The organism is Agrobacterium sp. 33MFTa1.1 (assembly GCF_004328495.1).
Lineage (GTDB): Bacteria > Pseudomonadota > Alphaproteobacteria > Rhizobiales > Rhizobiaceae > Agrobacterium > Agrobacterium pusense.
The window spans coordinates 135276-161571 of record NZ_CP036358.1; the positions used below are offsets into that span (position 1 = coordinate 135276).

The window sequence follows — 26296 nt, forward strand, 5'->3', positions numbered from 1 at the left end:
CGGCATGGCTTGTCCGGTGAGGGGGCCTTGCCGCGATTTACACTTTCTGTCTGAAAAGACCGGGCATGCCCAGCCTTCATCCGTCATGCCCGCGAGGGCCTAACCTGTCAACATTCAACGGTAAATACGTTGATAATTTGGAAAGATAGAGGTCTGGCGAAGGCAGCCGCCCACATTCCTGTCAGGCGTTGCAAAAAAGCGGCCGGGGGCCGCTTTTTGGGTTTCAGAACCATTATTTATTGCGGGCGAGAAGCGCTGTCACCAGTTCGTTGGTAATGCGCCCGTCCGGGGTCTGGCCCACGGATTTCTGAAAGTCCTTGATGGCCGTCACGGTGTTCTTGCCGAGCTTGCCGTCCGGCTGCCCGGCATCGAAGCCGTTCTTGTTGAGGATCGCCTGAATGTTGCGGATCGCCTTTTCCATGTCCACGGAGGCGGTTTTCACGCCTTCCTTGCCAGCCCACTCTTCCGGCGGGTTGACGCTGTTGGCATCTTCCGAAAGCGGCTTGACCTTCCACGCCTCCACCTTGGCCTTGGCGCTCTGGAGCTGCTGCGGGTTCAAGGCCCCCGCCACTTCGTCGCGCTTTTGGGCGGCATCGGCATCGCCATCCTTGGCGGCAATGGCGAACCACTTGTAGGATTCCTCGATATCCTGTTTCACGCCGCTGCCGCGGGCATAAAGAATGGCGAGGTTGAACTGGCTGTCGCGGACGCCGAGTTCGGAGGCCTTGATGAACCACTGCGCGGCGGCAGCAAAATCCGGCTGGCCAGCCGCGTCGGAAGCGAGCAGGACGGCGAGATTGTGCATGGCCCCCGCATTGCCCTGTTCGGCGGCCAGCGTGTAATAGCGCTTGGCTTCCGGAAGGTTGCGTTCGACGCCGTTCGCCTTCTCGTAGAGATTGGCGAGACGATATTGCGCGGGCGCAAGACCGCGATCGGCAGCCAGCTTGTACCACTTCGCGGCTTCGGCACGGTCGGCGGCAACGCCGCGACCGTCGGTGTAGCGGGCTGCGATTTCGAAAAGCGCCTGCGTGTCGCCCTTGGCGGCGGCTTCAGCAAGCGATGCGGGCTCTATCCCGGCGGGAACGACGATGGCGCCGTCGGCGGGAGCGGCCGTGACGACGGCCTCAGCCGGTTTCGGCGGTTCCGCCTGCGCGACGGTGCCGGATTTTGCGGGATCCACGGCGGGAACATCGGCGACCGGCGGCTCCGCGGGTAGCGGCGCACCGCCAATGGTCCGGTGGTCAATGGTATTCTGTGCCGGAGCGGAGTTCTCGATGCTATCGGCCGGGGCTGCCTGCTCGGATTCGATCGCGAGGTCAGACGGTATGGTGACGGCCTTGTCGCCGGTTTCGGGAAGGGCGGAAACCGGTGCATTGTCCATCTTCTGTTCAATCACCGGCGCCGGCGCTTCCGTGCCGCTGATCAGTGTCTTGACGAGGGGCATGGCCATCATCGCCAGAAGGATCGCGCCGATACCGAGCAGCAGCGGCCGGCGATAACGCGAAAGAGCCGAAGTTTCGGTCTTTCTTTTCTTTTTGCCGGTTTCAAGCTTTTCCGGCGCTGTTTCCATCGCGGCGGCCTGCGCGGCACGGCGGGCGGCGGCGATAAAGTCCGTCCGTCCTTCCGCGTCCACGGCCTTGCCGGTGGCGGCCACCTGGCTGGCGCGCACGCGTTCCAGGATTTTCTTGATATCAGGCGCGCCCGAACCGGGCTCCAGGAGTTCGTTCTCCTGACCGGCCGGCAGAACGTCGATCGGATCAAGCGACGGGGCAGGCTCAACCTGGGTGCGGGCGGAAGAGGCCGATACGGGTTCTTCCTTGGTCTTTGCGGGCTTCGCCGTGCTTGTTTTGAAGCGCTTCGTCAGCCCGGCGAGCAGGCTCGTTTTCTCTGCTTTTGCGGGCTTGGCGGCAGCGGGCGGCACGATGGCGGTCGCGTCATTGTCGCTGACATCCTCGAGAATGGCCTGCTCTTCGGCTATATAGCCCTCTTCCGGGAATATGGCGGCCGGCATCGCGACGTCGTCGCGGCCTGCGGCAACAGCCTGCTGTGCAACGTGACGGGTGAGCTCTTCGCGGTAGGACGGTCCGTTGTCGAGATTATCCAGGCGGCCGGCAATCTGCACCAGCGTTTCGTGCAGTGCTTCGAAGGTGCGGTGCGTGCGCTCTTCGGTGTTGCGGCTCAGCGCTTCAAGGTTGCGCAAATCGGCCGCAAGGTCGGTCAGCATCGACATGTCGGCGATGTTCGCGCCGGCCGAGAGGTTGTTGCGGGTATAGGCGTCGAGAACGGCCTCGGCTGCCTGCCGGGCCGCTTCGATGATATATTCGTCGTTCGAAGCCATATAGTCTTCGATCGCCGCCATGCGCGCATCGAGTTCAGGCGACATGCCTGCGGCCTGCATCTGAACCGGCTGGCTGATCAGCGTCGAGAGATGGGCGATCTGGTTTTCAAGGCTCGCCAGCGCATGGCTGTCAGCGGGGGCGGCATGGGCGGTCTCATCCAGTCGCGCGGCGATAGTGCCAAGCCGCTCTTCCAGGCGCGAAAAGGCGCTTTCACTGAGGCCCGATGCCAGCTGCGGCTGGCTATAGCCATAATCGAGCTCCTCGATCTGCCGAGAGAGCGTGTCGAGCCGTTCGGCCAGACCCTCATTGACGGTGCCGTGGTCGAGCGCATCGATCTTGCGGGAAATGTCGCTGAGGAAAGACGTCAGCTCCGCCTGTTGCGAAGGGCGCTGCGACCGTTCCAGAAGCAGTGAAAGCTGGTCCAGTCGCTCATGCAGTTGCGCTGCATCGCGCGCGGTGCTCAGCTCATCGATCTTGCCGGCCAGCGCTTCAAGGCGCGCGGTAAGATCAACGGAGGGTTCCGGTTTTGCAGCGGCGAGGCGGTTGATATCACCGAGCTGTTCGGCGAGGCCGTTCAGGCGGTTTTCCAGTCGCTGGGCGAGCGCATTGTCGGTTGCCTGCGCATTGGGGCGTGTGCCGGTCGCCGCAATGGCGCGGCTGATTTCGTCCAGCCGCTGATCGAGACCGGAAAACTGTTCGCTGAAGACCGCTTCATTCGGCTGCATGTGCTTGCCGAGCTGCTCGACCGCGCTGGCGATCGCGATCAGCTTCTCCTCGAGCACGCGAACGGCCGGATTGTTGCTCATGCCGCCGAGCTGCGTCTTGATGTCATCGAGACGATAGGCGAGGGAGACGATTTCATCCTGAAGGGCGCCGGCATCGAAACCACGCAGCGTGTCTTCCACAGTGTTCCAGCGGCTTTCGATCCGATGGACGCTGTCTTCGCGCGCCAGCTGGTCAATGGTGAGGCGTAGGTCCTCGAATTCGTTGCGCAGCGCATAGACATCCGGAGATGCCAGATTGCCGAGCTGGTCGATGCTTCCGGCAAGCCGTGCGATGTCATCGCGCAGATCGCCGATGAATTGCTGGTCTTCCGCCGCGGCGCGAATATTGCGGATTTCCGCGCGCAGTCCCTGCGCTTCCCGCGCAACGCCCTCGGCAATATCGTGCTTCAATTCGTGGCGGAGGTTGACGAGTGCCTGCGCGATTTCCTGCAGGGCCGCGTCATTGCGTGGCTCCTGATAGGGCGGGATGGCGCGTGCGCGTGGTGCGGCCTGAGGAGCCGGCTGGGGCTCCCTCTGCCGATATTCCGGCGCGAGCGGCCGTGTGATCGTGCGTTCCGGGCGGGCGGCAGGTTCCTGCGGGCGCTGGAAGCTGGTCTCCAGCAGACGCTGGCGCTGGCGTATTTCGTTGACGGGATCAAGTTGCGGTGGCGTCACGCTTGTGCGTGGCTCGCGTGCTGCGGCATAGGTTTCGCTCTTCGTTTCCGGCATGGCGCCAGCGGCCCGCTGGTCGCGAGGAAACTTCTGGCTCATCAACCCTTCGATGCGGGCTTCAAGGCCTTCAATGGTGCGATTGAGAGCATCAAGAGACGACCTGTCGCTTGGCTGTTGGGTTTTCGATCGCAATCCGTTCATCTTTTCGCTCGCTTCGCTTCCGCCCGCCGTGCCCGGTTATCTGTCGCGACGTTGCCTGTTTGGACACGCCGTCGCCGCAACATGCAGCAATTCTAGAGCCGGTATTTGCCCCCGTGGAGGAAAATGCGCCGATGAACGAAGCAGTTACCTCCATCGGGAGAATTCACGAAACGTGGTAAAGAAGTGGTTAACCAAGGTCGGAATTTTTTAACTTTTGCGATGCAGGCCGAGCCCCGGGGCGGTGCGGAGGGAAATTGCGCAAAAAGGGAGAGCGATAACCCCATGGAATTTATTTGACGTTTACGCGCACGTCAAATATTGTCACTCGATATCTGCCGGATTATCTCCGGCGCCCACGATGCGGAGGAACATCGGTAATGCCTGTTTACAAGGCCCCAGTTAAGGACACGCTTTTTATCCTGAATGACGTTCTCGGCCTGGAGCGGTATAACAACCTGCCCGGCTTCGAGGATGCGACGCCCGACATGATCGAGGCAATCACCGGCGAAGCGGCAAAGCTTGCCGAGGAACGGCTTTTCCCACTCAATCTTTCCGGTGACCAGCAGGGTTGCGAGCGCGCCGATGACGGTTCTGTCTCCGTGCCCGATGGTTTCAAGGAAGCCTATGACGCCTATTGCGAAGGCGGCTGGATCGGCCTTGCCGTTCCCCAGGAATTTGGCGGGCAGGGCCTGCCCTATACGCTGCATGCGGCGATCGGCGAATATATGTCTTCCGCCAACCTGTCGCTGATGATGTATCCCGGCCTGACGCAGGGCGCGATTGCCGCCGTTCTCGTTCACGGTACTCCGGAGCAGAAGCAGACCTATCTGCCGAAAATGGTCCAAGGTATCTGGTCCGGCACCATGAACCTTACCGAACCCCATTGCGGCACCGATCTCGGTCTCCTGCGCACCAAGGCGGTGCCGCAGGGAGATGGCACTTACAAGATTTCCGGCCAGAAGATCTTCATCTCGGCTGGTGAACATTCCATGACCGATAATATCGTCCATCTGGTGCTCGCCCGCATCGAGGGCGCACCTGAAGGCACGAAGGGTATTTCGCTTTTCATCGTGCCGAAATTCCTGGTCAGGCAAGACGGCACGCCCGGCGAGCGCAACGGCGTCACCTGTGGTGCGATCGAGCACAAGATGGGTATTCACGGCAACGCCACCTGCGTCATGAATTACGATGATGCGACGGGTTATCTGCTTGGTGCGGAAAACAAGGGCCTTTCGGCCATGTTCGTGATGATGAACGAGGCGCGCCTCGGCGTCGGCCTGCAGGGGCTTTCCGTGGGCGAAATCGCCTATCAGAATGCGGTGGAATATGCCCGTGAGCGTATTCAGGGCCGTTCGCTTTCCGGCGCGAAATTCCCGGACAAGAAGGCCGATCCGATCATCGTGCACCCGGATATCCGCCGCACGCTGATGACCATCAAGGCCTATAACGAGGCTGGCCGCGCTTTCCTTTTGTGGACAGCGCTGCAATCGGACATCGCCCACCGCTCGACCGATGAGAAGGAGCGGCAGGCGGCAGACGACCTGCTCGGTCTCGTCACGCCGATCCTCAAGGGCGTTTTGACGGACAAGGGCTTCGACCACGCCGTGATGGCGCAGCAGGTCTTTGGCGGTCACGGCTACATCGAAGAACATGGTATGAGCCAATATGTCCGCGATGCGCGCATCACCATGATCTATGAGGGTGCGAACGGTATCCAGGCGCTCGATCTGGTCGGCCGCAAGCTCGGCATGAATGGCGGCCGCGCCGTCATGGCGCTGTTCAAGGAAATTGGCGATTTCTGCGAGGAGAACCGCGGCAACGAAAAGCTCAGCCTCTACACCAAGGGTTTGAAGAAGGGCTTGAACGACCTTCAGGCCGCAACCATGTGGTTCATGCAGAACGCCATGGCAAAGCCCGACAATGCCGGTGCCGGCTCGACCGACTACATGCATCTCTTCGGCATCGTGGTGCTGGGTTACATGCAGGCGCGCATGGCGAAAGCCGCCAGCGAAGCGCTTGCGGCAGGCAGCGCCTCGGATGAGGATTACCTCAAGACCAAGCTTGTCACGGCGAAGTTTTACATGGAGCGCATCATGCCGGAAACGGCGCTGCGCAAGGCCCGCATCGAAACCGGTGCGGACACCATGATGGAACTGGCCGCGGAAGCATTCTGAGACATCTGGCGTTTCTGACGCCACAGGGAGAGAGTTATGACCGACGTATTTATCTACGACCATGTCCGCACCCCGCGCGGACGCGGCAAGAAGGATGGCAGCCTGCATGAGGTGCCGTCCGTTCGCCTTGCCGCCAAGACGCTGGAAGCCATCCGCGACCGCAACGGGCTCGACACTTCCGCTGTCGATGACATCATCATGGGCTGTGTCGATCCTGTCATGGATGCCGGCGCCGTCATCCCCAAGGCCGCCGCCTTCGAGGCCGGTTACTCCAACAAGGCGCCGGGTATGCAGATCTCGCGCTTCTGCGCCTCCGGTCTCGATGCCATCAACTTCGCAGCCGGCAAGGTCAAGGCCGGTTCGGACGATATCGTCATCGCCGGCGGTGTCGAAAGCATGTCGCGCGTCGGTATGGGCATGTCGGGCGGCGCCTGGTACATGGACCCCTCGGTCAACTTTCCGGCCTTCTTCATGCCGCAGGGCGTGTCGGCCGATCTGATCGCCACGAAATACGGTTTTTCCCGTGACGATGTCGATGCCTATGCCGTCGAAAGCCAGAAGCGCGCCGCGCATGCCTGGGAAAAGGGCTATTTCAACAAATCGGTCATTCCGGTGAAGGACCAGAACGGCCTGACGATCCTTGACCGCGACGAGCACATGCGCCCCGGCACCGATATGCAGGCGCTGGCTTCGCTCAACCCGTCCTTCCAGATGCCCGGCGAAATGGGCGGGTTCGAAGCTGTCGGCATCATGGCGCATCCGGAAGTGGAGCGGATTAACTACGTCCATCACGCCGGCAACTCATCCGGCATCGTTGATGGTGCCGCCGCCGTGCTGGTTGGTTCGAAAGCGGGCGGCGAGGCAATGGGCGTGAAGCCGCGTGCCCGTATCAAGGCTTTCGCCAATATCGGCTCCGACCCGGCGCTGATGCTGACCGGCCCGGTTGACGTAACCGAAAAGCTGCTGAAAAAGACCGGCATGTCGCTTGCCGATATCGATCTCTTCGAACTCAACGAAGCCTTCGCCGCTGTGGTCCTGCGCTACATGCAGGCTTTCGACATCGATCACGACCGGATGAACGTCAATGGCGGCGCAATCGCCATGGGTCATCCGCTGGGTGCAACCGGCGCGATGATCCTCGGGACGGTGCTGGATGAGCTGGAACGGCGCGATCTGAACACCGCGCTCGTGACGCTTTGCATCGGTGCAGGCATGGGTACAGCAACCGTCATCGAGCGGGTTTAAGGCAGCGGCTACGGCCCGCTTCCGTCATCCTCGGGCTTGACCCGAGGATCTATCCCGGTGCTTGGATCCTCGGGTCAAGCCCGAGGATGACGAGGAAAGCGAAGCGGCCATTACGATTCAGGGAAGAGGAATCCCAAATGAGCACTTACACCAATTTCACCATCGAGACGGACGCAGACGGCATTGCCCTCGTCACCTGGGACATGCCGGAAAAGTCCATGAACGTCTTCACGTCAGAGGTGATGGACGAGCTGAACGCCATTCTCGACGCCACCGTCGCCGATAGCGCCGTCAAGGGCGTCGTCTTCACGTCGGGCAAAAGCACCTTTTCCGGCGGCGCCGATCTGTCGATGATCAAGTCGATGTTCTCCTTCTACAATGACGAGAAGACGAAGAACCCGGATCAGGCGGCAGCAAAGCTGTTCGAGCTGGTGGGCCGCATGACCGGCCTGTTCCGCAAGATCGAGACCAACGGCAAGCCCTGGGTCTCCGCCATCAACGGCACCTGCATGGGGGGCGCTTTCGAACTGTCACTCGCCTGCCACGGCCGCGTGGCCTCCAGCGCCAAGAACCTCAAGATCGCACTGCCGGAAGTCAAGGTCGGCATCTTCCCGGGCGCTGGCGGCACCCAGCGCGTCTCGCGCCTGACCGATGCACAATCTGCCTTGCAGATGATGACGACAGGCCAGTCGCTGACCGGCGCACGCGCCAAGGCCATGGGGCTGGTGCACCAGGTAGTCGAGCCGGATCAGCTGGTCGCAACTGCAAAGCAGATGATCAAGGACGGCCTGAAGCCGGTAGCACCCTGGGATGAGAAGGGCTTCAAGGCCCCCGGCGGCGGCATCTGGACGCCTGCGGCTGCCCAGCTGTGGCCCGCCGCTCCGGCGATCCTCCGCCGCGAAAGTGCCGGCAATTATCCGGCCGCACTCGCCATCCTCAAATGCGTTTATGAAGGGCTGCAATTGCCTTTCGATACGGCGCTGAAGGTGGAGCAGCGTTATTTCACCGAAATCCTTCGCTCGAAGGAAGCCTTCGGCATGATCCGCTCGCTGTTCATTTCCATGCAGGAGCTGGGCAAGGGCGCGCGCCGTCCGGCCGGCCAGCCCAAGACGGAGTTCAAAAAGGTCGGCGTCGTCGGCGCGGGCTTCATGGGGGCGGCCGTCGCTTACGTCACCGCCGCAGCGGGTATTCCCGTCACGCTGGTGGATCGCGATCAGGAAGCCGCAGACAAGGGCAAGGGCCATTGCGAGGAAAGCGTCAAGGCCGCCATCGGCAAGGGCAGGCTGACGCAGGATGAAGGCAAGGCCCTGCTCGATCTCGTCACCCCAACGGCGGATTACACTGCATTATCTGATGCGGATCTCGTCATCGAAGCCGTCTTTGAAGACCGCGACGTGAAGAAAGCCGTCATCGAAGCCGTGGAAGCCGTTTTGCCCGAAGGCGCAATCTTTGCCTCCAACACGTCCACCTTGCCAATCACGGGGCTGGCAAAGAACTCCAGGCGTCCGACCGATTTCATCGGCATCCACTTCTTCTCGCCGGTCGAGAAGATGATGCTGACGGAAGTGATCCTCGGCAAGGAAACCGGCGACAAGGCGCTCGCCGTCGCGCTGGATTATGTGGCCAAGATCAAGAAGACCCCGATCGTCGTCAACGACACCCGCGGCTTCTTCGTCAATCGCTGCGTGCTGCGTTACATGGCCGAAAGCTACGACATGCTGATCGAAGGCGTGCCGCCCGCGATGATCGAAAATGCAGCGAAATTCGCCGGCTTGCCGGTCGGCCCCTTGGCGTTGAACGACGAAGTGGCCATCGATCTTTCCTACAAGATCCTGAAAGCCACCGTCGCCGATCTCGGCGAAAAGGCGGTCGATCCGCGCCATATGGAGCTGGTGAAGAAGCTGGTGGAAGGCGAGGGCCGCTTTGGCCGTAAGAACGCCAAGGGCTTTTACGACTACCCGCCAAAGCCCGCCAAGAAGTCCCTCTGGCCTGGCCTGAAGGACCTCTATCCGCAGCAGAAGCCTGAAGACGTGGATATGGAGGTGCTGAAGCAGCGCTTCCTCGTCACCGTGGCGCTGGAAGCCGCCCGCACGGTTGAAGAGGGCATCGTCACCGATCCGCGTGAGGCGGATGTCGGTTCCATCCTCGGTTTCGGCTTCGCGCCCTATACCGGAGGCGCGCTGTCCTACATTGACGGCATGGGCGTGAAGAGCTTCGTCGCGCTCGCCGAAAAGCTCAGCGAGACATACGGAACGCGCTTCCAGCCAACGCCGCTGCTGAAGGAGATGGCCGCCAAGGGCGAGACCTTCTACGGTCGCTTCGATCCCTATGCCAGCGCCGCGAAGGCGGCCTGAGGCTCCAGTGAGATGATTGAACAGGCCCTTCGGGGCCTGTTTTATTATGCCTGTCTACCCGCTTTCCATGCATCCTTTGCCGGGCTGAGGCGTTGGAAAGTCTGACCGGGCAAAAGCGCCCGCCGCCGCAATTCAGCACGCCTCAGGAGACAGCGATGAAAGCACCACTGCGATCCCACGGTTTCGATAAGCCATCAGACCTGGACGACGAGTTGGCCGAACTGGACGAAGAGGCGGAAGCTGTGGCCGCCGAAGAGGCGGTGGAAAAAACCGCAGCCAGGAGGACACCTGCCGCCAATACCGTCGACCCGGCGCTGCGTGCCGAACTGGACGAGCTTCGCCAACAGGTCGAAAAGATCCGGCGTGATGTCAGGCGGCTTGAGGCGGCCGAGATGTCCCGCCACAGGCCCGCACAGCCCCACCATGAGCGCGACCGCGAGAATTCCCGCCTGATGACGGTCGTGCGCTCCGTAGCCGTCACCTCACTTGCAAGCCGCATCTTTGCGTCTTCGCCCGTCATGGCGGCGCTGGTAGCCGTGGTGCCTTTCGCGCTTGGTTTCGCAGCACGGCGCCGCGAAGGGGTATAGCCCCACCTGCCATGCTGCGCCCGCCACCGGCCAGGATAGGTCCCTCGCAAACATGACGCGGGCAAATGCGCTCTGGCATCAGGAGGCCATACAATGAGTTTTCCTGCGTGAACCGGCCTTCGCCCTGCGCTCTTTCCAGCCATCCACAGGCGCCGTGAAAAAACTGTCAAAAAACTTCGGAAGGGCGCTTGCCATGTTCGAACAAGATGTTATAACCCCGCTCACTTTCGGGGCGCAAACGACCCCGACCGCGAAAAGCGGAGGTTCTTCAAGGACCTGAAGTGCCCGGATAGCTCAGTTGGTAGAGCAGCGGATTGAAAATCCGCGTGTCGGTGGTTCAAATCCGCCTCCGGGCACCATTAAATCTCCAGACTGATAAATTTATATAGGTGCGTGTTCGGACCGATCCGACCTAATCTTGTGAGATTCAACGATAGCCATAATGGCAATAAACATTTGCCTCGTGGGCGGGTAGGCGAAAATCCTCGTAAATATGTTTTTTGGGTGAGTGTATTTCATCCGCTAACATTATCCCAGAAATATCAGATGTTTGGCAGATTCTTAACCTTTGCTTAATGGATTTTTTGCCCAGCTTGGCGATTTGCCATTCCGGTGACCGTTTGGCGTGAGATGCTCGTGACAACAAAATTGATCGCCGTTTTCTTGGGAGTGCCGCAGCCCATCTTTTGAGCTCCGGCAAAGTTGCAATTACTGTCGTAAACAGTTCTCACTACGATGGAGCCTTTGATATGGATCGGGCTGCTGAACGCAGTGGTTTTGCTAGACCGGTTGCGTACCCGTTTCAGTTTTCCGACTATCCGGGATACGCACACATAAAACGAAAGATGACGGCACCTCTGCGCTAGATGAGAATGACGAGTTTGCAACACACGTTTTTCATCGTAAAGGGAGAACAGCCCGCAAATGGATCATACTGTAATTCCATCTTCTTTACCGCCCGGGTCATATATTTCGGTGACTTCCTTTCGCCGCAAGAGGAAGCTGCCACCGCAACCATATTGGATTCCGGGGGGTGGAGCACGGAACTGAAGCGTCGTGTGCAGCATTTCGGTTATCGGTATGACTATAAAGCCCGCGCAGTTGCGCCGGATGCCTATCTCGGGCCTTTGCCGCCATGGCTGGGCGTATTCGCCAGAAGATTAGTGAGGGACGGCCACTGCGAGAGCTTGCCTGATCAGGTTATCGCGAACGAATATTTTCCAGGGCAGGGGATCAGCGCGCATGTCGATTGTGTCCCCTGTTTCGACGATACAATCGTGTCGATAAGCCTTCTATCCGCTTGCGAGATGGTTTTCCGCGATTTGCGCGGATCCGGCACATGTGGCGTTGTGCTTCAGCCCCGCTCAGGTGTCCTGCTCATGGGCTCCGGGCGTTATCATTGGACTCACGAAATTCCGGCTCGCAAATCGGATATTGTGAACGGGGTAAAGACCGTTCGAAGCAGGAGGATTTCCCTGACTTTTCGTAAAGTCACTGCTTCAACGCGCACCTAAGCAATTATAAATGCTCCCGGTTATCTGAATTCTGCTCCGCCCGGTCCCGATAAAGTGCAGCGCGGCCGAGAAGCATCAGGGAAACCGGCGTCGTCACCGTCATGAAAATGCCGATGAAGATTTCGTGGAAAGCGAAGCGGCCGCCGGAGACGGAGAAATAGATGATGGAGGCCATGACGATGCCGCCGGTCCCCCAGCTGGTGCCGAGTGTGGGCGCATGCAGGCGTTCATAAAAGCTGTTGAGCTTGGCAAAGCCGATAGTGCCGATCAGCGTCAGGGAGGCGCCGAGGAGGACGAAGAAAGCCACGGCGATGGCGGCCCAGAGCGGAAATTCGGCGGCGTTGCTCATTCTATGACCTCCCCGCGCATCAGGAATTTGGAAAGGGCGACGGTGGACACGAAGCCCAGGATGGCGATCAGCAGCGATGCCTCGAAATAGATGTCGTTGCCGGTGCGTAGGCCGAAGGTCAGCAGCAGCAGCATGGCGTTGACATAGAGCGTGTCCATGCCGAGCACCCGGTCCTGCGCGCGCGGGCCAATGGCGATGCGATAGACCGAAATCGTCATGGCAATGGCCAGCATCAGCTGCGCCAGCGAAAAGGACCAGAAAAGGATAATCGAACTCATTCGAATATCTCCATCAGCAGTTTTTCATATCGGTTCTTGATGAGGCTTATCCACGCGGCCTCGTCCACGTCGTCGAGGACGTGGAGCAGGAGCGTGCCCTGACTGGAATTATATTCAAGCCAGGCGCTTCCCGGCGTCGAGGTGAGGATTGTCGCTAGAACGGCCAGCGCCATGGGATCGCGTATATCGAGAGGCACGGCCAGAAAACCCGATTTGCGGTCCCTTTCGCGCCTGAACAGAATGATCTTCGCAACCGAGAGATTGGACCTGACGATATCGTAAAGCACGATAAGGATCAGCTGCACCAGCCGATGCCAGTTGCGAATGCGGGGTTTTGCCGGCCTCAGCGACGCCATCGCCCAGGAAGCGATGAGCGCCACCGCAGTTCCGAGCAGCAGATGCCCCGGCGAGAAACTGTTGATCGTCATCCAGAAGAAGATCAGGGAAACGGTCAGTAGCGGGTAGGGCAGGACACGGTTCATCATGGCTCTGCCTCCGGATTGCCGCCCGCCCGTGGCGCGGAAATGACGCCCTGGATATAGCTCGCGGGCAGATCGAGGATGCGCGCTGTTTCCTGCATGTAACGCATCACCGGCCCCGCCTGAACGGTCATGGCGAGTGTCAGGCCGAGAAGCAGCATGATGGGTGCGATTTCGATGACGAGCACGCGCGGCACGGTACCTTCGATGGAGGCCCAGAAAGTGCGGATGCCGGCACGGGTCATCGAGATCAGTGAAGCGAAGCCGGAAAAGACGATCAGGAAGACGATCCACCATGACAGGGTGGAGATGCTGTCATTGGCGCCGAGACCGGACGGATTGAGAATGGCCGATAGCATCGAGAATTTGGCAATGAAGCCGGAAAGCGGCGGCAGGCCGGCGAGCAGGATGCCGCAGGCGGCAAAGCATGCGCCCAGCACGGCCATGGTGGCAGGCATGGTCACGCCGATTTCCTCTTCCTCGTCTTCTTCCTCGCCTTCGCCATAAGCCTCCATGGTTACGGCAAGAACGTTTGCGCCCGCATCCTGCCCGCGCTCGACAAGTTCGATGAGCATGAAGAAGGCACTGATGGTGAGGGTGGAGCTGACAAGGTAATAAAGTGCGCCGGCCGCCACCGTGGGATTGCCGGTACCCATGGCTGCAAGCAGCGTTCCAGATGAGACCAGAACCGAAAAGCCGGCAAGCCGTCCCAGCGCCTGCGACGCCAGAACCCCGATGGCACCGAAGATGATGGTGGCGATGCCGCCGACCAGCAGCGCATCGTGGCCGAAACCGGCCGATTCCCCGGCCGTCTGCCCGAACAGCAGGAAGGACAGGCGGGCAATGACATAAATGCCGACCTTGCTCATGATCGCGAATAGCCCGCCGACCGGTGCAGATGCCGCACCATAGGCGGAGGGCAGCCAGAAATTCAGCGGCCACATGCCGGCCTTGACCAGAAACGCGATGCCGAGGATGGCCGAGCCGGTTTCCAGCAGCATGCGCTGGTCGGGGTTCAGCCCCTCGATCCGGTGGGCGAGATCACCCATGTTCAGCGTGCCCGTCACGCCATAGATCAGACTGACGCCAATCAGGAAAAACAAGGCGGCAACGAGGTTGATGGCGATATAGTGCAGCCCCGCCTTGACGCGTTGCTGGCCGGAGCCATGCAGCAGCAGCCCGTAAGATGCCGCCAGCATCACTTCGAAGAATACGAAGAGGTTGAAGAGGTCGCCGGTCAGGAACGCGCCGTTGACGCCCATCAGCATCATCTGGAACAGCGAATGGAAATGGGCGCCCGCCTTGTGCCATTTCGCCATCGAATAGATGAGCGAGGGAATGGCGAGCAATGCGGTCAACAGGACCATCAGGCCCGACAGGCGGTCGGCGACGAGCACGATGCCGAAGGGTGCCGGCCAGTTGCCGAGCAGATAGACGCCGCTCGAAACCACAGCAGCGATCTCGGTATTAACGGTTGAGTTCACCTCGCGAAACAGCAGAATCGCAACCACCAGCAGCAGCACCGTGGAGGTGAAGCTGATCGCGGCTTTGGCCACACGCTGGCGCTCGTCAAAGAACAGCAGCAGCGCGGCGGTAATGAGCGGCAGCAGGATGGGTGCGATGACGATGTGGAAGGGGAACGACATCATTTCGACTCCCTCCCGTCCACATGGTCAGTGCCGGTGAGGCCGCGCGCTGCGAGCAGCACGACGAGGAAAAGCGCTGTCGTGGCAAAGCCGATCACGATTGCGGTCAGCACCAGCGCCTGCGGCACCGGGTCGGCAAGCGTCGAACTGTCGACGCCGTTCACCAGCACCGGGGGTGCGTTGGTCTTGATGCCGCCGACGCCGAAGATGAACAGGTTCACGGCATAGGACAAAAGCGAAAGCCCGACGATGACCTGATAGGTGCGCGGGCGCAGGATGAGCCATACGCCGGAGCCAGTCATGATGCCGATGCCGATTGAAAGAATGAGTTCCATTACACGTCCTCCGCTTTTGCGGCGTCAGGCGTGCGAACGCGGTAGTTGCGCAACGATTGGTGTGCCAGTGCTATCAAAATAAGAACGGTGGAGCCGACGACCAGCGAAAAGACGCCGAGATCGAACAGCAGGGCGGAAGCCGTCGGCATTTTGCCGATATAGGGTATCTCCGTATACTGGAAATAAGAGGTCAGGAACGGGTAGCCGAAGTACCACGAGCCGATACCCGTCGCCGCCGCCATCAAGAGGCCAAAGCCCATCCAGCGCAGCGGCAGGATGCGTATGCGGTCCTCGGCCCAGCGCGCCCCGCCGGCGAGATATTGCAGAAGGAAGGCGATCGCCATGGTGATACCGGCCGCAAAACCGCCGCCCGGCATATCGTGGCCGCGCATGAAGAGGAAAATGGAAAAGGTGATGATGACGGGGAACATCCACTGCATCACGATGGATGGCACGTAGAGATAGTCGCGAACGGTATCGCCCTTGCTGCGATCCGGGCGCTCCGCATCGAAGGCGTTCTGCATCTGCTGCTGTTCCGGAAGTCCGATGCTTTCATGGGCGGGACGGAAACGGCGAAGCAGCGCGAAGACGGTGAGCGCCACGATGGCCAGAACCGCGATTTCGCCGAAGGTGTCGAAGCCACGGAAATCGACCAGGATGACGTTGACCACATTGGTGCCGCCGCCTTCGCTGTAAGCGCGTTCAAGGAAATAGGTCGCAATGGCATTCGGCACTGGCAGCGTCATCACCGCATAGGCGATGACGGACATTCCAATGCCGCTGGCGGCGGCCAGCAGGAAATCGCGGGCACGGCGAAGCTGCGCCGGCAACTCGTCGCTGCTGTCCACTTTTTCGAAGCGTTTCGGCAACCACCTGAGGCCGAGCAGGATGAGAACGGTGGTGACGATTTCCACCAAAAGCTGGGTAATCGCCAGATCCGGTGCGGAAAGCCAGATGAAGGTGAGGCAGGTGACGAGCCCCGAAACGCCGAGCATGACAAGGGCTGCGAGGCGATGATATTTCGCCTGCCAGGCAGCACCCATGGCCGCAATCATACCGATCAGCCACAGAATGGCGAAGATCGGATCGAAGGTTGTTACCCGCGGCAGCGACAGGGAGAATTCCGAAAGGAAGAGCGGCGAGAAACCGGCAAGAAGCGCCACGAGGATAAGAAGCCTCAGCTGCGGCTGCAGGCGCCGGGTGCCGAGCGTGCTTTCCAGCCACCGCGCCCACTTCCAGGACACGGTGACGAGAATGCGCTCGAAGATGCGCTGACCCCGCAAATGCCGGAAGATCGGCGGACCGTCATCGCAGCGCGAGAAATAACCGCCGAGCAGGACGTAGATCGTTACCCCGCCGATCAGCGCCGCGATACTCATGATCAGCGGCAGATTGAAACCGTGCCAGATCGACAGGCTGTACACGGGTGTCTGTGCGCCGAGAACGGAAAGCACGGCCGTATGCAGGAACGGGCCGATGGAAAGGCTCGGAACGATGCCGACGATCAGGCAGGCGAAGACGAGGAATTCGATCGGAAACCGCATCCAGCGCGGCGGCTCGTGCGGATTGGGGTTTGGCAGATCGACTGGCTTGGGGCCAAAGAACACCGTGTGAATGAAGCGCAGCGAGTAGGCGACGGCAAATGCGCCGGATAATGTTGCCACATAGGGCAGCGCCCGGTCGAGAAGCGAGTCGGCATGGGTTTCGACGGCCTCGGCAAAGAACATTTCCTTGGAGAGGAACCCATTGAACAGAGGAACCCCGGCCATGGCCGCACTTGCCGCCATGGCGAGTGTCGCCGTTGCCGGCATATAGGTATAGAGCCCGCTCAGCCGCCGCATGTCACGTGTTCCGGTCTCATGGTCGATGATGCCGGCCGCCATGAAGAGCGAGGCCTTGAAGGTGGCATGGTTGACCATGTGAAAGATGGCCGCCACCGCAGCGAGCGGGCTGCCAAGGCTTAACAGCGTGGTGATGAGCCCGAGATGGCTGATGGTGGAATAGGCCAGCAATCCCTTCAGATCCTGCTGGAACATGGCGAAATAGGCACCGAGCAGCAGAGTTATGACGCCGGCCGCGCCGACCAGCCAGAACCATTCCGGCGTGCCCGCAAGCACCGGCCAGAACCTTGCAAGCAGGAAAACACCCGCTTTCACCATGGTAGCCGAGTGGAGATAGGCGGAAACGGGTGTTGGTGCCGCCATGGCATTGGGCAGCCAGAAGTGAAAGGGAAACTGCGCGCTCTTCGTCAGAGCGCCGCCGAGAATAAGAATGAGCGCAGGCACATAAAGCGGATGCGCGCGAATGGCGGCGCCTGCCTCGATGATCCTGTCGAGATCGTAGCTGCCGGCCATGTGACCGAGGATCAGCAGACCCGCCAGCAAGCTGAAGCCACCAATCCCCGTCACTGTCAGCGCCATGCGAGCGCCGTCGCGGGCGCCGGCATTCTGGTGCCAGTAGCCGATCAGAAGGAATGAGAAGATGCTCGTCATTTCCCAGAAGATGGACAGCAGAATGACGTTGCCGGATAGGACGACGCCGAGCATCGAACCCATGAAGGCGAGAAGAAAGGCGAAGAAGCGCGGTATGGGGTCTTCAGTCGACATGTAGTAGCGGGCGTAAAGCACCACCAGCAGGCCGATGCCGGTAATCAGCATCGAGAAGATCCAGGCAAATCCGTCGAGCCGCAGTGTGAAGTTCAAACCGAGCTGCGGCAGCCATTCCACATCGTATTTAAGAACGGCGCCCCCGCTGACGCTGGTATAAAGGAAAATACTGCTGACCAGCCCGAAAAGGGCAACTGCCCCCGCAACGGAAGCGGGAGCTGCAGCAGCACCCTCGCGCGGCATGAACGCCGTCAGGAGTGCGCCGACGAAGGGCAATGCGACAATAAAAGGAAGAATGGTTGCAAGTGTCATATGCGGCGGCGGTTTTCTCTCTGGAATGGGAGCTTGCGGCGGATTTCCGACGACTCCAATCCCTCAGGATTCCAATGAATCCAATGATGATGACCGCCGGAATGACTAGTACATAAGATGCGGAGGCGCGCGTGGTACCACGCTGGCAAAGTCTCGGGACGCTTGTGGCGCGACGGCAACAGCAACGAGCCGCGTCTTTGCGTCAAGGTCAACACTGACGGCGGTTAAGGAAAACGCGTCCTGACCAATACCCGGGGCCGCATTGCCTGACCGGCAACCGAAATCACCGCCGTTGTCGCAATCCTTGTCGCGAAGCGAAAGGGAGCGGCCAAGATCGACGGTCTGCATGCGTTCGAGGCGGCTGGTCTTGGAAAGCGGCTTGATACCCGAAGGCGCCTGGAAGCCGATCATGAGAAGAAGGCTGGCGACCACGAGACCGATCAGCACTTGCGGATGGCGCCTCGAACTGCGGCCTTTCTCCATCCATTGCAAGTTGGCATCTCCTTGATCGAAAACGTCTCTTTAAAGCATCACCGCTGCGCGAATATCCCGTTGATTTGTTTTAGGGGAAGCCACCCGCGCTTGTCCAGCACACAGGCCGGAAAAACCGCCCGAAGCGCTCGATTCCTTTTTGTTTTTGCTCATTTGCGGCAAAGTCGGGGCAGGGGCCGTTAAAAGACTTTACAAATTTTACCGTTTGACCCGCAACGCCGCGTTTCTTAACTTTCAAGCAAGGAATTAACCATAAAGATTGGTGGTATTTCCACGGCGGAATGGGGTCTCTCCCCTTCCAGGCATGACGCCGCACTGCCGTACCGGTGCCGATCCGGTATTTCGTTTCTTGGTTCAAGAAGGTCTGGCAAGCGTCGATGCCGCATCGTCCGCGATGGGTGTGTTCGTTCAAAAATCCCCTCAGGGTGCTGGCGTTCTGAACCTTGGCAAATTGGCCGGGTTTCACCGGCCGTCATGTTGTTGGGGACGTCGGTTGGGGCAGGACTTGCCATCAGATCAAGCGCGCAGATCGGCAGGCGGAAGCCTGGCGGGGCGGTTGCGTTTTGCCGGCCTCGATGAGACGCAATCCGACTTCCTGCGCAGCTATCGCGGCATGCTGGAGCCTTACGTCAAGGCCGGCCTGCGCGATGTGATGACCCGTTTCCAGTCCATGCCGGACTGTTCCCCGTCCTTCGACAGCGAAAACCAGCTCGAACGCCTGCACGATCTGCAATCGTCGCACTGGAGCGTTTTGACGGATGCACGTTTCGATGCGCTCTATGCCGAGCGGGTGAAGGTGCTTTCCGACAATGCCAGCCGCATGGGTCTCGATCCGCGCTGGCAAATCGCCAGCCACGCTGTCGTTCTGGAGCACCTCGTTGGTGGACTGGTGGCGGAACACGCACCCCGATCCATCCTGCCGGGTAGCCGCAAGAAGAGCCGTGAGCTCGCCGAAGCGGTAAAGAATGTCGTCCGCCTTGTGATGGTCGATACCGAGATAGCGGTCTCGCTGCGCTTTAATGAACTACGCCTGCGTCATGGCCGCGAACTTCAGGAACAACGCGACAATGACCGGGCTGAAGCGGCAAACCTCTTCGGCGTCGCGTTGAAAGCTTTTGCGGCAGGCGATTTGCACGCACGGATAGACGGTGACGTTCCAGACGCCTATCGGGATGTCGCGACAACATTCAACACGGCCCTTGAAACCATAGGCGCGTCGTTGACGGCGGCCCATAACAGCGTCGGCGAGGCCGAGGCCTTGAGCGGACGTTTTGCCGATATCGGCCGTTCCATTGCCGAGCGTTCACGCCAGCAGGCCGAAGCCCTTGCCGAAACCTCGCATGCGATTCAGGCACTGATCGGGAACGTTGCCGAAAACGGCGCTCGCATTGCGGCGACGGAAAAGGCGGTTTCGAGCGCCCGCGACGCGGCGGTCGAAAGCGGCCGTGCGATCGGCGAGGCGATCGACGCCATGTCGGACATCGAACAATCCGCCGAACAGATCGGCAGGATCATCGGCACGATTGACGAGATCGCTTTTCAGACCAACCTTCTCGCGCTCAATGCCGGCATCGAGGCGGCGCGTGCGGGTGAAAGCGGTCGTGGGTTCGCTGTCGTCGCGCAGGAAGTCCGGGCGCTCGCCCAGCGGTCTGCAGATGCCGCAAGGGAGATCAAGAGCCTTGTCGGAACCACGAAGACCCAGGTCGAGGGCGGCGTCCGCATGGTCAACCGCACACAGGACGCGATCGGCGGCGTCGTCCGGCAGGTCTCGGGCATCAACGAGATGATCGCTGAAGTCTCGCGGCTTACGGCCGAGCAGGCCGGCGAACTGCAGTCTGTTGCCGCCGATATTGGCGGGCAGCAACGGCAGGCGGACCGCAATGCCGTCGATATCAGCGCGAGCGCCTCCGAGGCCGACACGCTTCAAACCGTCATTCTGGAACTCGGCCGCACCGTGCGCGAATTTCGTATTGCCCGCCAGGAACATTTCGCTGCCGCCACCGGTGCGGATCGGCAGCAATCATCATTTATGGCCCGTGAGGATAGCCGCACGGATTACCGCCAGGATTACCAACAATTCAGACGTCAGGGAGTCATGTAATGGCAGCCAGAAAAGCAGCTGAGGCGACGCTGAAACTGTCACCGGTGCTGGACCTCAACGAAGCATCGGCCCTGCACGGCAAGCTGATGACGTTGCGGGGAGCACCGCTGTCGGTGGATGCGTCAGAGGTGGAACGTATCGGCGCCCTTTGTGCGCAGGTCCTCATGGCCGGCGCCAAATCCTGGGAAGAGGACGGCAAACGCTTCGGCTTTGCCAGCGTGTCCGATGCATTCGACAAGACCATGAAACTGATAGGCGTCGATATCGATCATTTGCTCCTGAAGGAGATGCAAAAGTGAAGAAAAAAGTTCTTACCGTGGATGATTCCCGGACGATCAGGAACATGCTCCTGGTCACGCTCAACAATGCCGGTTTCGAAACCATTCAGGCCGAAGACGGCGTCGAGGGCCTCGAAGTGCTCGAGCAGAGCAACCCCGACGTCATCGTGACTGACATCAACATGCCCCGTCTCGACGGTTTCGGTTTCATAGAGGGTGTTCGTCGCAACGAAAAGTACCGGGCGATCCCTATCCTCGTTCTGACGACCGAAAGCGATGCAGAGAAGAAGAACCGCGCCCGCCAGGCCGGTGCGACGGGCTGGATCGTCAAGCCGTTCGACCCTGCCAAACTCATCGATGCCATTGAGCGCGTAACCGCCTGATACGGGACATTTCACGATGGATATGAACGAAATCAAGGAAATCTTTTTCCAGGAATGCGAGGAGCAGCTCGCCGAACTGGAATCGGGGCTTCTTAAATTGAATGACGGCGACCGTGATCCGGAAACCGTCAACGCCGTTTTCCGTGCCGTTCATTCTATCAAGGGCGGGGCAGGTGCCTTCGGTCTCGATGATCTCGTGGCCTTTGCGCACGTCTTTGAAACGACCCTCGACTGCGTGCGTTCCAATAAGCTGGAACCGACGCAGGATGTTCTCAAAGTCATGCTGCGCTCTGCCGACGTGCTGGCAGACCTCACCAATGCCGCAAGAGACGGTGGCAGCGTCGATGAAAGCCGCACCCGTGGCCTCGTGAAGGAACTGGAGGCGCTGGCAAACGGCGAAGCCGTTCCGGCATCCGCGCCCGCTCCCGTCGCAGTAAAGGCGCCGGAACCCGTGAAGGCCAAACCGACGGATGAGAGCGGCTTCGAGCCGATCCCCTTCTCCTTCACGGACTTTGCCGACGAAACCACGCCGCTGATGGAAGCGCCATCCTTCCAGATCACCTTCAAGCCGCATGCATCGCTTTATTCAAAGGGCAACGAGGCGGCACTTCTGCTGCGCGATCTTTCCCGCATTGGGGAGATGAGCATCAATTGCGACATGTCCGAGCTGCCTTCGCTCGACAAACTCGATCCTGAAGCATCCTATCTCTCCTGGACGGTTTCGATCACGACCGACAAGGGTGAAGAAGGTATCCGCAGCGTCTTCGAATTTGCCGAATGGGATTGCGATCTCGAAATCACGCCAGTTCTTTCGGAGGCCGCTGCCGACGAGGAAGAACTCCCGATGATCCCCGTGCCGTTCGACCTTTCGGCGCTTGATAGCGGCGCGGAAGAGCAGCCCGTTGTTGAAGTCGCCACGGCGGAAGCGTCTTATGTTGCGGCAGCTGTCGAAACGGCCGTCGCAACGACGCAGATCGCCCAGAGCGTCAATGCCGCCATCGAAAAGCGTGAAGCTGCGGCAGCACCTGCCGCAGCGCAGGCAAACGCCAATGCCGCTGCCAATGCAAGTGCCGGCCAGACCATCCGCGTCGATCTCGACCGTGTCGATCGCCTGATCAATCTCGTCGGCGAGCTCGTCATCAATCAGGCGATGCTGTCGCAGAGCGTCATCGAAAACGATGCGAGCGGTACGTCAGCCGTCAATATGGGTCTCGACGAGCTGCAGCAGCTGACGCGCGAAATCCAGGACAGCGTCATGGCGATCCGTGCGCAGCCGGTAAAACCGGTGTTCCAGCGCATGTCGCGTATCGTTCGCGAAGTCGCCGACATGATCGGCAAGCAGATCCGTCTTGTCACCGAAGGTGAGAACACCGAAGTCGACAAGACGGTCATCGACAAGCTGGCCGAACCGCTGACGCATATGATCCGCAATGCCGTTGATCATGGCATCGAAACGCCCGAAAGGCGCGAAGCCGCTGGAAAGAACCCGGAAGGCACTATCAAGCTTTCGGCCAAACACCGCTCCGGCCGCATCCTTATCGAGCTTCAGGACGACGGTGCCGGCATCAATCGCGAGCGCGTGCGCCAGAAGGCGATCGACAACGATCTCATCGCTGCCGATGCGAACCTGACGGATGAAGAGATCGACAATCTCATCTTCGCCCCCGGCTTCTCGACCGCCGACAAGATTTCCGACATTTCCGGCCGCGGTGTGGGCATGGACGTGGTCAAGCGCTCCATTCAGGCGCTCGGCGGTCGCATCAACATCTCCTCGCGCCCCGGCCAAGGCTCCACCTTCACCATGAGCCTGCCGCTGACGCTTGCCGTTCTCGACGGCATGGTGGTGACGGTTGCCGGCCAGACGCTGGTGGTGCCGTTGACCGCGATCGTGGAAACCCTGCAGCCGGAAGCGAAGAACATTCACTCCTTCGGTGCGAACCAGCGGCTGATCTCCATCCGCAACTCCTTCTGCCCGCTGGTGGATGTCGGCCGCGTGCTGAATTTCCGCCCGACCCAGGCCGATCCGGTCGAAGGCGTTGCTCTTTTGGTGGAATCGGAAGGCGGCGGCCAGCGTGCCCTGATGGTCGATGCGATCCAGGGTCAGCGCCAGGTTGTCATCAAGTCGTTGGAGGCCAACTATACCCATGTTCCGGGCATTGCCGCCGCAACGATTCTCGGCGACGGGCGCGTCGCTCTCATTCTGGATGTCGATGCCATCGTCAGCGCCTCGCGCGGACAGCCCTTGAAGCAGGAAATGTCGCTCGCGGCGGCGGGTTGAAAGCGGATCATTCATGGCAGCACTTAATTTCAACGACCAGCGCCAGTCTCCGGATGACGTTCTTGCCAGCGGTGAATACCCGCTGACGAGACGTGACCTCTCGGAAATCGCGGCGATGATCTATGCCGATGCGGGCATCTATCTCAACGACACCAAGGCGTCGCTGGTTTACTCCCGCCTGTCGAAACACATCCGCAATCTCGGCCTTTCGGGCTTTCGTGAATATTGTGTTCTGGTGTCATCTCCAGATGGCGCGCAGGCGCGGCGCGAAATGCTGTCGCACCTGACCACGAATTTCACCCGCTTCTTCCGCGAAAACCATCATTTCGAACATTTGCGTGACGAGGTTCTTCCTGGCCTCATTGCAAGGGCTAAGAGCGGCGGGCGTGTTCGCATCTGGTCCGCCGCTTGCTCCGACGGACAGGAGCCCTATTCCATAGCGCTCACCGTGCTCGCCATGTTTCCGAATGCAGCCGATTACGACTTCAAAATCCTGGCCACGGATATCGACCCCAAGATATTGGCGCAGGCCCGTGCCGGGGTCTATGACGATAATGCGCTCGAAACCGTGTCTCCCGCCATGCGCAAGCAATGGTTCACGGAAGTGGATGCTGGCGGCCGCCGCAAGTTCCAGATCGACGACAAGGTCAAGCGCCTCATCACCTTCAATGAATTGAACCTGATGACGCAATGGCCCTTCAAGGGCAATTTCGACGTCATCTTCTGCCGCAACGTCGTCATCTATTTCGACGAGCCGACGCAGATGCGCATCTGGTCGCGTTTTGCAGGCCTGCTGCCGGAAGGTGGTCATCTTTATATCGGTCATTCCGAACGTGTCTCCGGTGACGCCAAGAACCTGTTCGATAATACGGGTATCACCACCTATCGCTACATCGGTCACGCTTCGGGGAGGAAGGCATGAGCGCACTCGCACGGGTACTCGTCGTCGATGATAGTCCGACCATGCGCGGCCTGATTTCGGCTGTTCTCAAGGCCGATCCGGAGGTCGAGGTCGTCGGGCAGGCCGGCAACGCCATGGAAGCGCGTGCCGCCATCAAGCAGCTCAATCCCGATGTCGTGACACTCGACATCGAGATGCCGGAAATGAACGGGCTGGAGTTTCTCGAAAAGATCATGCGCCTGCGGCCCATGCCGGTCATCATGGTCTCGTCGCTGACACATCGCGGGGCGGACGCATCGCTCGCGGCACTCGAAATCGGCGCCTTCGACTGTGTCGGCAAGCCGGCACCAGGCGATGCGCGCCCCTTCGGCGATCTGGCTGACAAGGTGAAGGCTGCCGCGCGCTCCCAACACGCTGCTTACCGTGCGGCGCGGCCGGAAGCCGCAGCCGCGCCGCAGCCGGTTCCGGTCAGCGAATATCGTGCGGGGCGCAAGGTCGTGGCCATCGGTTCGTCCACGGGGGGTGTCGAAGCGTTGATCGCGGTGCTGCAGAAATTCCCGGCCAATTGCCCGCCGACCGTAATTACCCAGCATATGCCGCCCACCTTCACGAAGAGCTTCGCAGAACGGCTGAACCGCATCTGCGCTCCCGTGGTGGAAGAGGCGACGGATGGCGCCCGCCTGCAGACCGGCAAGATCTACCTCGCGCCGGGCGGCGAGCGTCACCTGCAGATCGCCAATCGTTCGGCGCCCTGCTGCCGGCTCGTGGAGCGCGATCCCGTCAACGGCCATCGGCCCTCCGTCGATGTGTTGTTCGACTCTGTAGCCGAACTTGCCGGACGCAACGCCGTCGGCGTCATCCTGACCGGCATGGGGCGCGATGGTGCCGCCGGACTTCTGAAAATGCGCCATGCCGGTGCGCGTACCGTCGGCCAGAACGAAAAAACCTGTGTCGTCTATGGCATGCCCCGTGTGGCCTACGAGTTAGGCGCGGTTGAACAGCAATTGCCGCTGGGCTCCATCGGCGAAGAAATCCTCAAACTAACCACTGCCCGCAAAGAAGGTGCTGACTAATGTCTCTCGCAGAAAAGATCAAAGTTCTGATCGTTGACGATCAGGTGACCAGCCGGCTGCTCCTCAGCGATGCGCTGACACAGCTCGGCTTCAAGCAGATCACCGCCGCAGGTGACGGCGAGCAGGGAATGAAGATCATGGAGCAGCAGCCCCATCATCTCGTCATCTCCGATTTCAACATGCCGAAGATGGATGGCCTCGGTTTCCTGCACGCCGTGCGGGCCAATCCGACCACCAAGAAGGCCGCCTTCATCATTCTCACCGCGCAGGGCGACCGCGCGCTGGTGCAGAAGGCTGCCCAGCTCGGCGCCAACAACGTGCTGGCCAAGCCCTTCACCATCGACAAGATGCGTGCTGCCATCGAAGCGGTTTTCGGATCGCTGAAATGATTGAAGCTGCAGCCAAGCGCGTACATATCATTCAGGGCGAGTATAAGGTCGTCAGCGATCCCGATGTGGTGCTGACGACGATACTCGGTTCGTGCGTGGCTGCCTGTCTGAGAGACCCCGTTTCCGGCGTTGGAGGAATGAACCACTTCCTGCTGCCGGGAACCGGTAGCGTGACCGGCGGAGATGCGACGCGTTATGGCGTGCATCTCATGGAACTTCTGATCAACGGCCTGCTGAAGCAGGGCGCCCGTCGTGACCGGCTGGAGGCCAAGATTTTCGGCGGCGCGAAGACGATCGCCAGCTTCTCCAATGTCGGTGAGCAGAATGCCATATTCGCCATGAAGTTTCTCAAGGATGAAGGCATTCCAGTCATAAGCTCCTCCACGGGCGGGGAACATGGCCGCAAGATCGAATTCTGGCCGGTCTCGGGCCGCGCCCGCCAGCATCCGCTCAGCGGCGCGGAAACACAGAAGACGGTGGCCATGGAAACGCGTCCGGTGCCGGCGCCCAAACCCGTCGCCAACGATATCGAATTTTTCTAGTACG

At 60.2% G+C, this 26296-nt stretch carries 22 protein-coding genes and 1 tRNA gene; 14 read left to right on the forward strand and 9 right to left on the reverse strand.

All coding sequences use genetic code 11. The features are described from left to right. Positions 1-232: 232 nt before the first annotated feature. A complete protein-coding gene (podJ, locus tag EYD00_RS00665; protein ID WP_004439834.1) occupies positions 233-3976 on the reverse strand; it encodes a cell division protein PodJ in 3744 nt (1247 codons plus the stop codon). Positions 3977-4353: 377 nt separating this feature from the next. On the opposite strand from podJ, the gene EYD00_RS00675 reads away from it, so the two are divergent. The 6 genes from EYD00_RS00675 to EYD00_RS00700 all read left to right on the forward strand — a co-directional run bounded on the left by EYD00_RS00675 (position 4354) and on the right by EYD00_RS00700 (position 11850). Next, positions 4354-6150 (forward strand): acyl-CoA dehydrogenase C-terminal domain-containing protein, encoded by a 1797-nt coding sequence (locus EYD00_RS00675; RefSeq protein ID WP_004439835.1) that lies wholly within the window; start codon positions 4354-4356, stop codon positions 6148-6150. A 36-nt stretch (positions 6151-6186) separates the two neighbouring features. Next, the gene (locus tag EYD00_RS00680; protein WP_004439838.1) at positions 6187-7395 is read left to right on the forward strand and encodes an acetyl-CoA C-acetyltransferase; all 1209 of its coding nucleotides are present in this window, start codon (positions 6187-6189) and stop codon (positions 7393-7395) included. A 137-nt stretch (positions 7396-7532) separates the two neighbouring features. Continuing rightward, complete coding sequence (locus tag EYD00_RS00685; protein ID WP_004439841.1) at positions 7533-9749, forward strand: 3-hydroxyacyl-CoA dehydrogenase NAD-binding domain-containing protein; 2217 nt, start codon at positions 7533-7535, stop codon at positions 9747-9749. Between the two features lie 155 nt (positions 9750-9904). Next, entirely contained in the window at positions 9905-10336 is a 432-nt protein-coding gene (locus EYD00_RS00690) for a hypothetical protein (RefSeq protein WP_034496077.1), read from the forward strand. Between the two features lie 283 nt (positions 10337-10619). Beyond that, a tRNA-Phe gene (locus EYD00_RS00695) sits at positions 10620-10695 on the forward strand. Positions 10696-11208: 513 nt separating this feature from the next. Next, positions 11209-11850, forward strand: a complete 642-nt coding sequence (locus tag EYD00_RS00700; protein WP_081859400.1) for an alpha-ketoglutarate-dependent dioxygenase AlkB — start codon at positions 11209-11211, stop codon at positions 11848-11850. 4 nt (positions 11851-11854) lie between these two features. Here EYD00_RS00700 and mnhG read toward each other — a convergent pair whose 3' ends face one another. The 8 genes from mnhG to EYD00_RS25810 all read right to left on the reverse strand — a co-directional run bounded on the left by mnhG (position 11855) and on the right by EYD00_RS25810 (position 18813). Continuing rightward, positions 11855-12199: a monovalent cation/H(+) antiporter subunit G gene (gene mnhG, locus EYD00_RS00705; RefSeq protein ID WP_004439848.1), complete on the reverse strand. Its 345-nt coding sequence runs from the start codon at positions 12197-12199 to the stop codon at positions 11855-11857. After that, positions 12196-12477 (reverse strand): K+/H+ antiporter subunit F, encoded by a 282-nt coding sequence (locus EYD00_RS00710; protein ID WP_004439850.1) that lies wholly within the window; start codon positions 12475-12477, stop codon positions 12196-12198. Before EYD00_RS00710 ends, mnhG begins: the two co-directional genes overlap by 4 nt. Beyond that, on the reverse strand, positions 12474-12962 hold the full coding sequence (locus tag EYD00_RS00715) for a Na+/H+ antiporter subunit E (protein ID WP_004439853.1): 489 nt from the start codon (positions 12960-12962) through the stop codon (positions 12474-12476). The genes EYD00_RS00710 and EYD00_RS00715 overlap by 4 nt, the downstream gene beginning before the upstream one ends. Beyond that, entirely contained in the window at positions 12959-14605 is a 1647-nt protein-coding gene (locus tag EYD00_RS00720) for a monovalent cation/H+ antiporter subunit D (protein WP_004439856.1), read from the reverse strand. Before EYD00_RS00720 ends, EYD00_RS00715 begins: the two co-directional genes overlap by 4 nt. After that, positions 14602-14937 (reverse strand): Na+/H+ antiporter subunit C, encoded by a 336-nt coding sequence (locus EYD00_RS00725; protein ID WP_003514993.1) that lies wholly within the window; start codon positions 14935-14937, stop codon positions 14602-14604. Before EYD00_RS00725 ends, EYD00_RS00720 begins: the two co-directional genes overlap by 4 nt. Continuing rightward, the gene (locus tag EYD00_RS00730) at positions 14937-17855 is read right to left on the reverse strand and encodes a monovalent cation/H+ antiporter subunit A (RefSeq protein WP_004439862.1); all 2919 of its coding nucleotides are present in this window, start codon (positions 17853-17855) and stop codon (positions 14937-14939) included. The genes EYD00_RS00725 and EYD00_RS00730 overlap by 1 nt, the downstream gene beginning before the upstream one ends. Before the next feature lie 105 nt (positions 17856-17960). Further along, positions 17961-18338, reverse strand: coding sequence for a hypothetical protein (locus tag EYD00_RS00735; protein WP_034496075.1), 378 nt, complete (start codon positions 18336-18338; stop codon positions 17961-17963). A 79-nt stretch (positions 18339-18417) separates the two neighbouring features. After that, on the reverse strand, positions 18418-18813 hold the full coding sequence (locus tag EYD00_RS25810; protein WP_161794457.1) for a hypothetical protein: 396 nt from the start codon (positions 18811-18813) through the stop codon (positions 18418-18420). Positions 18814-18852: 39 nt separating this feature from the next. Here EYD00_RS25810 and EYD00_RS00740 point away from each other — a divergent pair, with 39 nt between their 5' ends. From EYD00_RS00740 to cheD, 8 genes are read left to right on the forward strand one after another with little or no spacing between them, the layout of a single operon-like run. Continuing rightward, positions 18853-20448 (forward strand): globin-coupled sensor protein, encoded by a 1596-nt coding sequence (locus EYD00_RS00740; protein ID WP_234942492.1) that lies wholly within the window; start codon positions 18853-18855, stop codon positions 20446-20448. Further along, the gene (locus EYD00_RS00745) at positions 20448-20747 is read left to right on the forward strand and encodes an STAS domain-containing protein (RefSeq protein WP_004439868.1); all 300 of its coding nucleotides are present in this window, start codon (positions 20448-20450) and stop codon (positions 20745-20747) included. The genes EYD00_RS00740 and EYD00_RS00745 overlap by 1 nt, the downstream gene beginning before the upstream one ends. Beyond that, complete coding sequence (gene cheY1, locus EYD00_RS00750) at positions 20744-21109, forward strand: chemotaxis response regulator CheY1 (RefSeq protein WP_004439870.1); 366 nt, start codon at positions 20744-20746, stop codon at positions 21107-21109. Before EYD00_RS00745 ends, cheY1 begins: the two co-directional genes overlap by 4 nt. A 16-nt stretch (positions 21110-21125) precedes the next feature. After that, the gene (locus tag EYD00_RS00755; protein ID WP_004439872.1) at positions 21126-23387 is read left to right on the forward strand and encodes a chemotaxis protein CheA; all 2262 of its coding nucleotides are present in this window, start codon (positions 21126-21128) and stop codon (positions 23385-23387) included. A 13-nt stretch (positions 23388-23400) separates the two neighbouring features. Continuing rightward, positions 23401-24309 (forward strand): protein-glutamate O-methyltransferase CheR, encoded by a 909-nt coding sequence (cheR, locus tag EYD00_RS00760; protein ID WP_004439874.1) that lies wholly within the window; start codon positions 23401-23403, stop codon positions 24307-24309. After that, positions 24306-25361 (forward strand): protein-glutamate O-methylesterase CheB, encoded by a 1056-nt coding sequence (gene cheB, locus EYD00_RS00765; RefSeq protein WP_004439876.1) that lies wholly within the window; start codon positions 24306-24308, stop codon positions 25359-25361. The genes cheR and cheB overlap by 4 nt, the downstream gene beginning before the upstream one ends. Continuing rightward, positions 25361-25750 carry a chemotaxis response regulator CheY2 gene (gene cheY2, locus EYD00_RS00770; protein WP_003503467.1) on the forward strand — a complete coding sequence of 130 codons (390 nt, stop codon included), beginning with the start codon at positions 25361-25363 and terminating at the stop codon, positions 25748-25750. Before cheB ends, cheY2 begins: the two co-directional genes overlap by 1 nt. Further along, the gene (cheD, locus tag EYD00_RS00775; RefSeq protein WP_004439878.1) at positions 25747-26292 is read left to right on the forward strand and encodes a chemoreceptor glutamine deamidase CheD; all 546 of its coding nucleotides are present in this window, start codon (positions 25747-25749) and stop codon (positions 26290-26292) included. The genes cheY2 and cheD overlap by 4 nt, the downstream gene beginning before the upstream one ends. Positions 26293-26296 lie beyond the last annotated feature (4 nt).

What these genes read in the sequence shown, in the direction of transcription:
- podJ (WP_004439834.1), bottom strand. Translation starts at nt 3,976, where the DNA reads ATGAACGGATTGCGATCGAAAACCCAACAGCCAAGCGACAGGTCGTCT.
- EYD00_RS00675 (WP_004439835.1), top strand. Translation starts at nt 4,354, where the DNA reads ATGCCTGTTTACAAGGCCCCAGTTAAGGACACGCTTTTTATCCTGAAT.
- EYD00_RS00680 (WP_004439838.1), top strand. Translation starts at nt 6,187, where the DNA reads ATGACCGACGTATTTATCTACGACCATGTCCGCACCCCGCGCGGACGC.
- EYD00_RS00685 (WP_004439841.1), top strand. Translation starts at nt 7,533, where the DNA reads ATGAGCACTTACACCAATTTCACCATCGAGACGGACGCAGACGGCATT.
- EYD00_RS00690 (WP_034496077.1), top strand. Translation starts at nt 9,905, where the DNA reads ATGAAAGCACCACTGCGATCCCACGGTTTCGATAAGCCATCAGACCTG.
- EYD00_RS00700 (WP_081859400.1), top strand. Translation starts at nt 11,209, where the DNA reads ATGACGAGTTTGCAACACACGTTTTTCATCGTAAAGGGAGAACAGCCC.
- mnhG (WP_004439848.1), bottom strand. Translation starts at nt 12,199, where the DNA reads ATGAGCAACGCCGCCGAATTTCCGCTCTGGGCCGCCATCGCCGTGGCT.
- EYD00_RS00710 (WP_004439850.1), bottom strand. Translation starts at nt 12,477, where the DNA reads ATGAGTTCGATTATCCTTTTCTGGTCCTTTTCGCTGGCGCAGCTGATG.
- EYD00_RS00715 (WP_004439853.1), bottom strand. Translation starts at nt 12,962, where the DNA reads ATGATGAACCGTGTCCTGCCCTACCCGCTACTGACCGTTTCCCTGATC.
- EYD00_RS00720 (WP_004439856.1), bottom strand. Translation starts at nt 14,605, where the DNA reads ATGATGTCGTTCCCCTTCCACATCGTCATCGCACCCATCCTGCTGCCG.
- EYD00_RS00725 (WP_003514993.1), bottom strand. Translation starts at nt 14,937, where the DNA reads ATGGAACTCATTCTTTCAATCGGCATCGGCATCATGACTGGCTCCGGC.
- EYD00_RS00730 (WP_004439862.1), bottom strand. Translation starts at nt 17,855, where the DNA reads ATGACACTTGCAACCATTCTTCCTTTTATTGTCGCATTGCCCTTCGTC.
- EYD00_RS00735 (WP_034496075.1), bottom strand. Translation starts at nt 18,338, where the DNA reads ATGGAGAAAGGCCGCAGTTCGAGGCGCCATCCGCAAGTGCTGATCGGT.
- EYD00_RS00745 (WP_004439868.1), top strand. Translation starts at nt 20,448, where the DNA reads ATGGCAGCCAGAAAAGCAGCTGAGGCGACGCTGAAACTGTCACCGGTG.
- EYD00_RS00755 (WP_004439872.1), top strand. Translation starts at nt 21,126, where the DNA reads ATGGATATGAACGAAATCAAGGAAATCTTTTTCCAGGAATGCGAGGAG.
- cheR (WP_004439874.1), top strand. Translation starts at nt 23,401, where the DNA reads ATGGCAGCACTTAATTTCAACGACCAGCGCCAGTCTCCGGATGACGTT.
- cheB (WP_004439876.1), top strand. Translation starts at nt 24,306, where the DNA reads ATGAGCGCACTCGCACGGGTACTCGTCGTCGATGATAGTCCGACCATG.
- cheY2 (WP_003503467.1), top strand. Translation starts at nt 25,361, where the DNA reads ATGTCTCTCGCAGAAAAGATCAAAGTTCTGATCGTTGACGATCAGGTG.
- cheD (WP_004439878.1), top strand. Translation starts at nt 25,747, where the DNA reads ATGATTGAAGCTGCAGCCAAGCGCGTACATATCATTCAGGGCGAGTAT.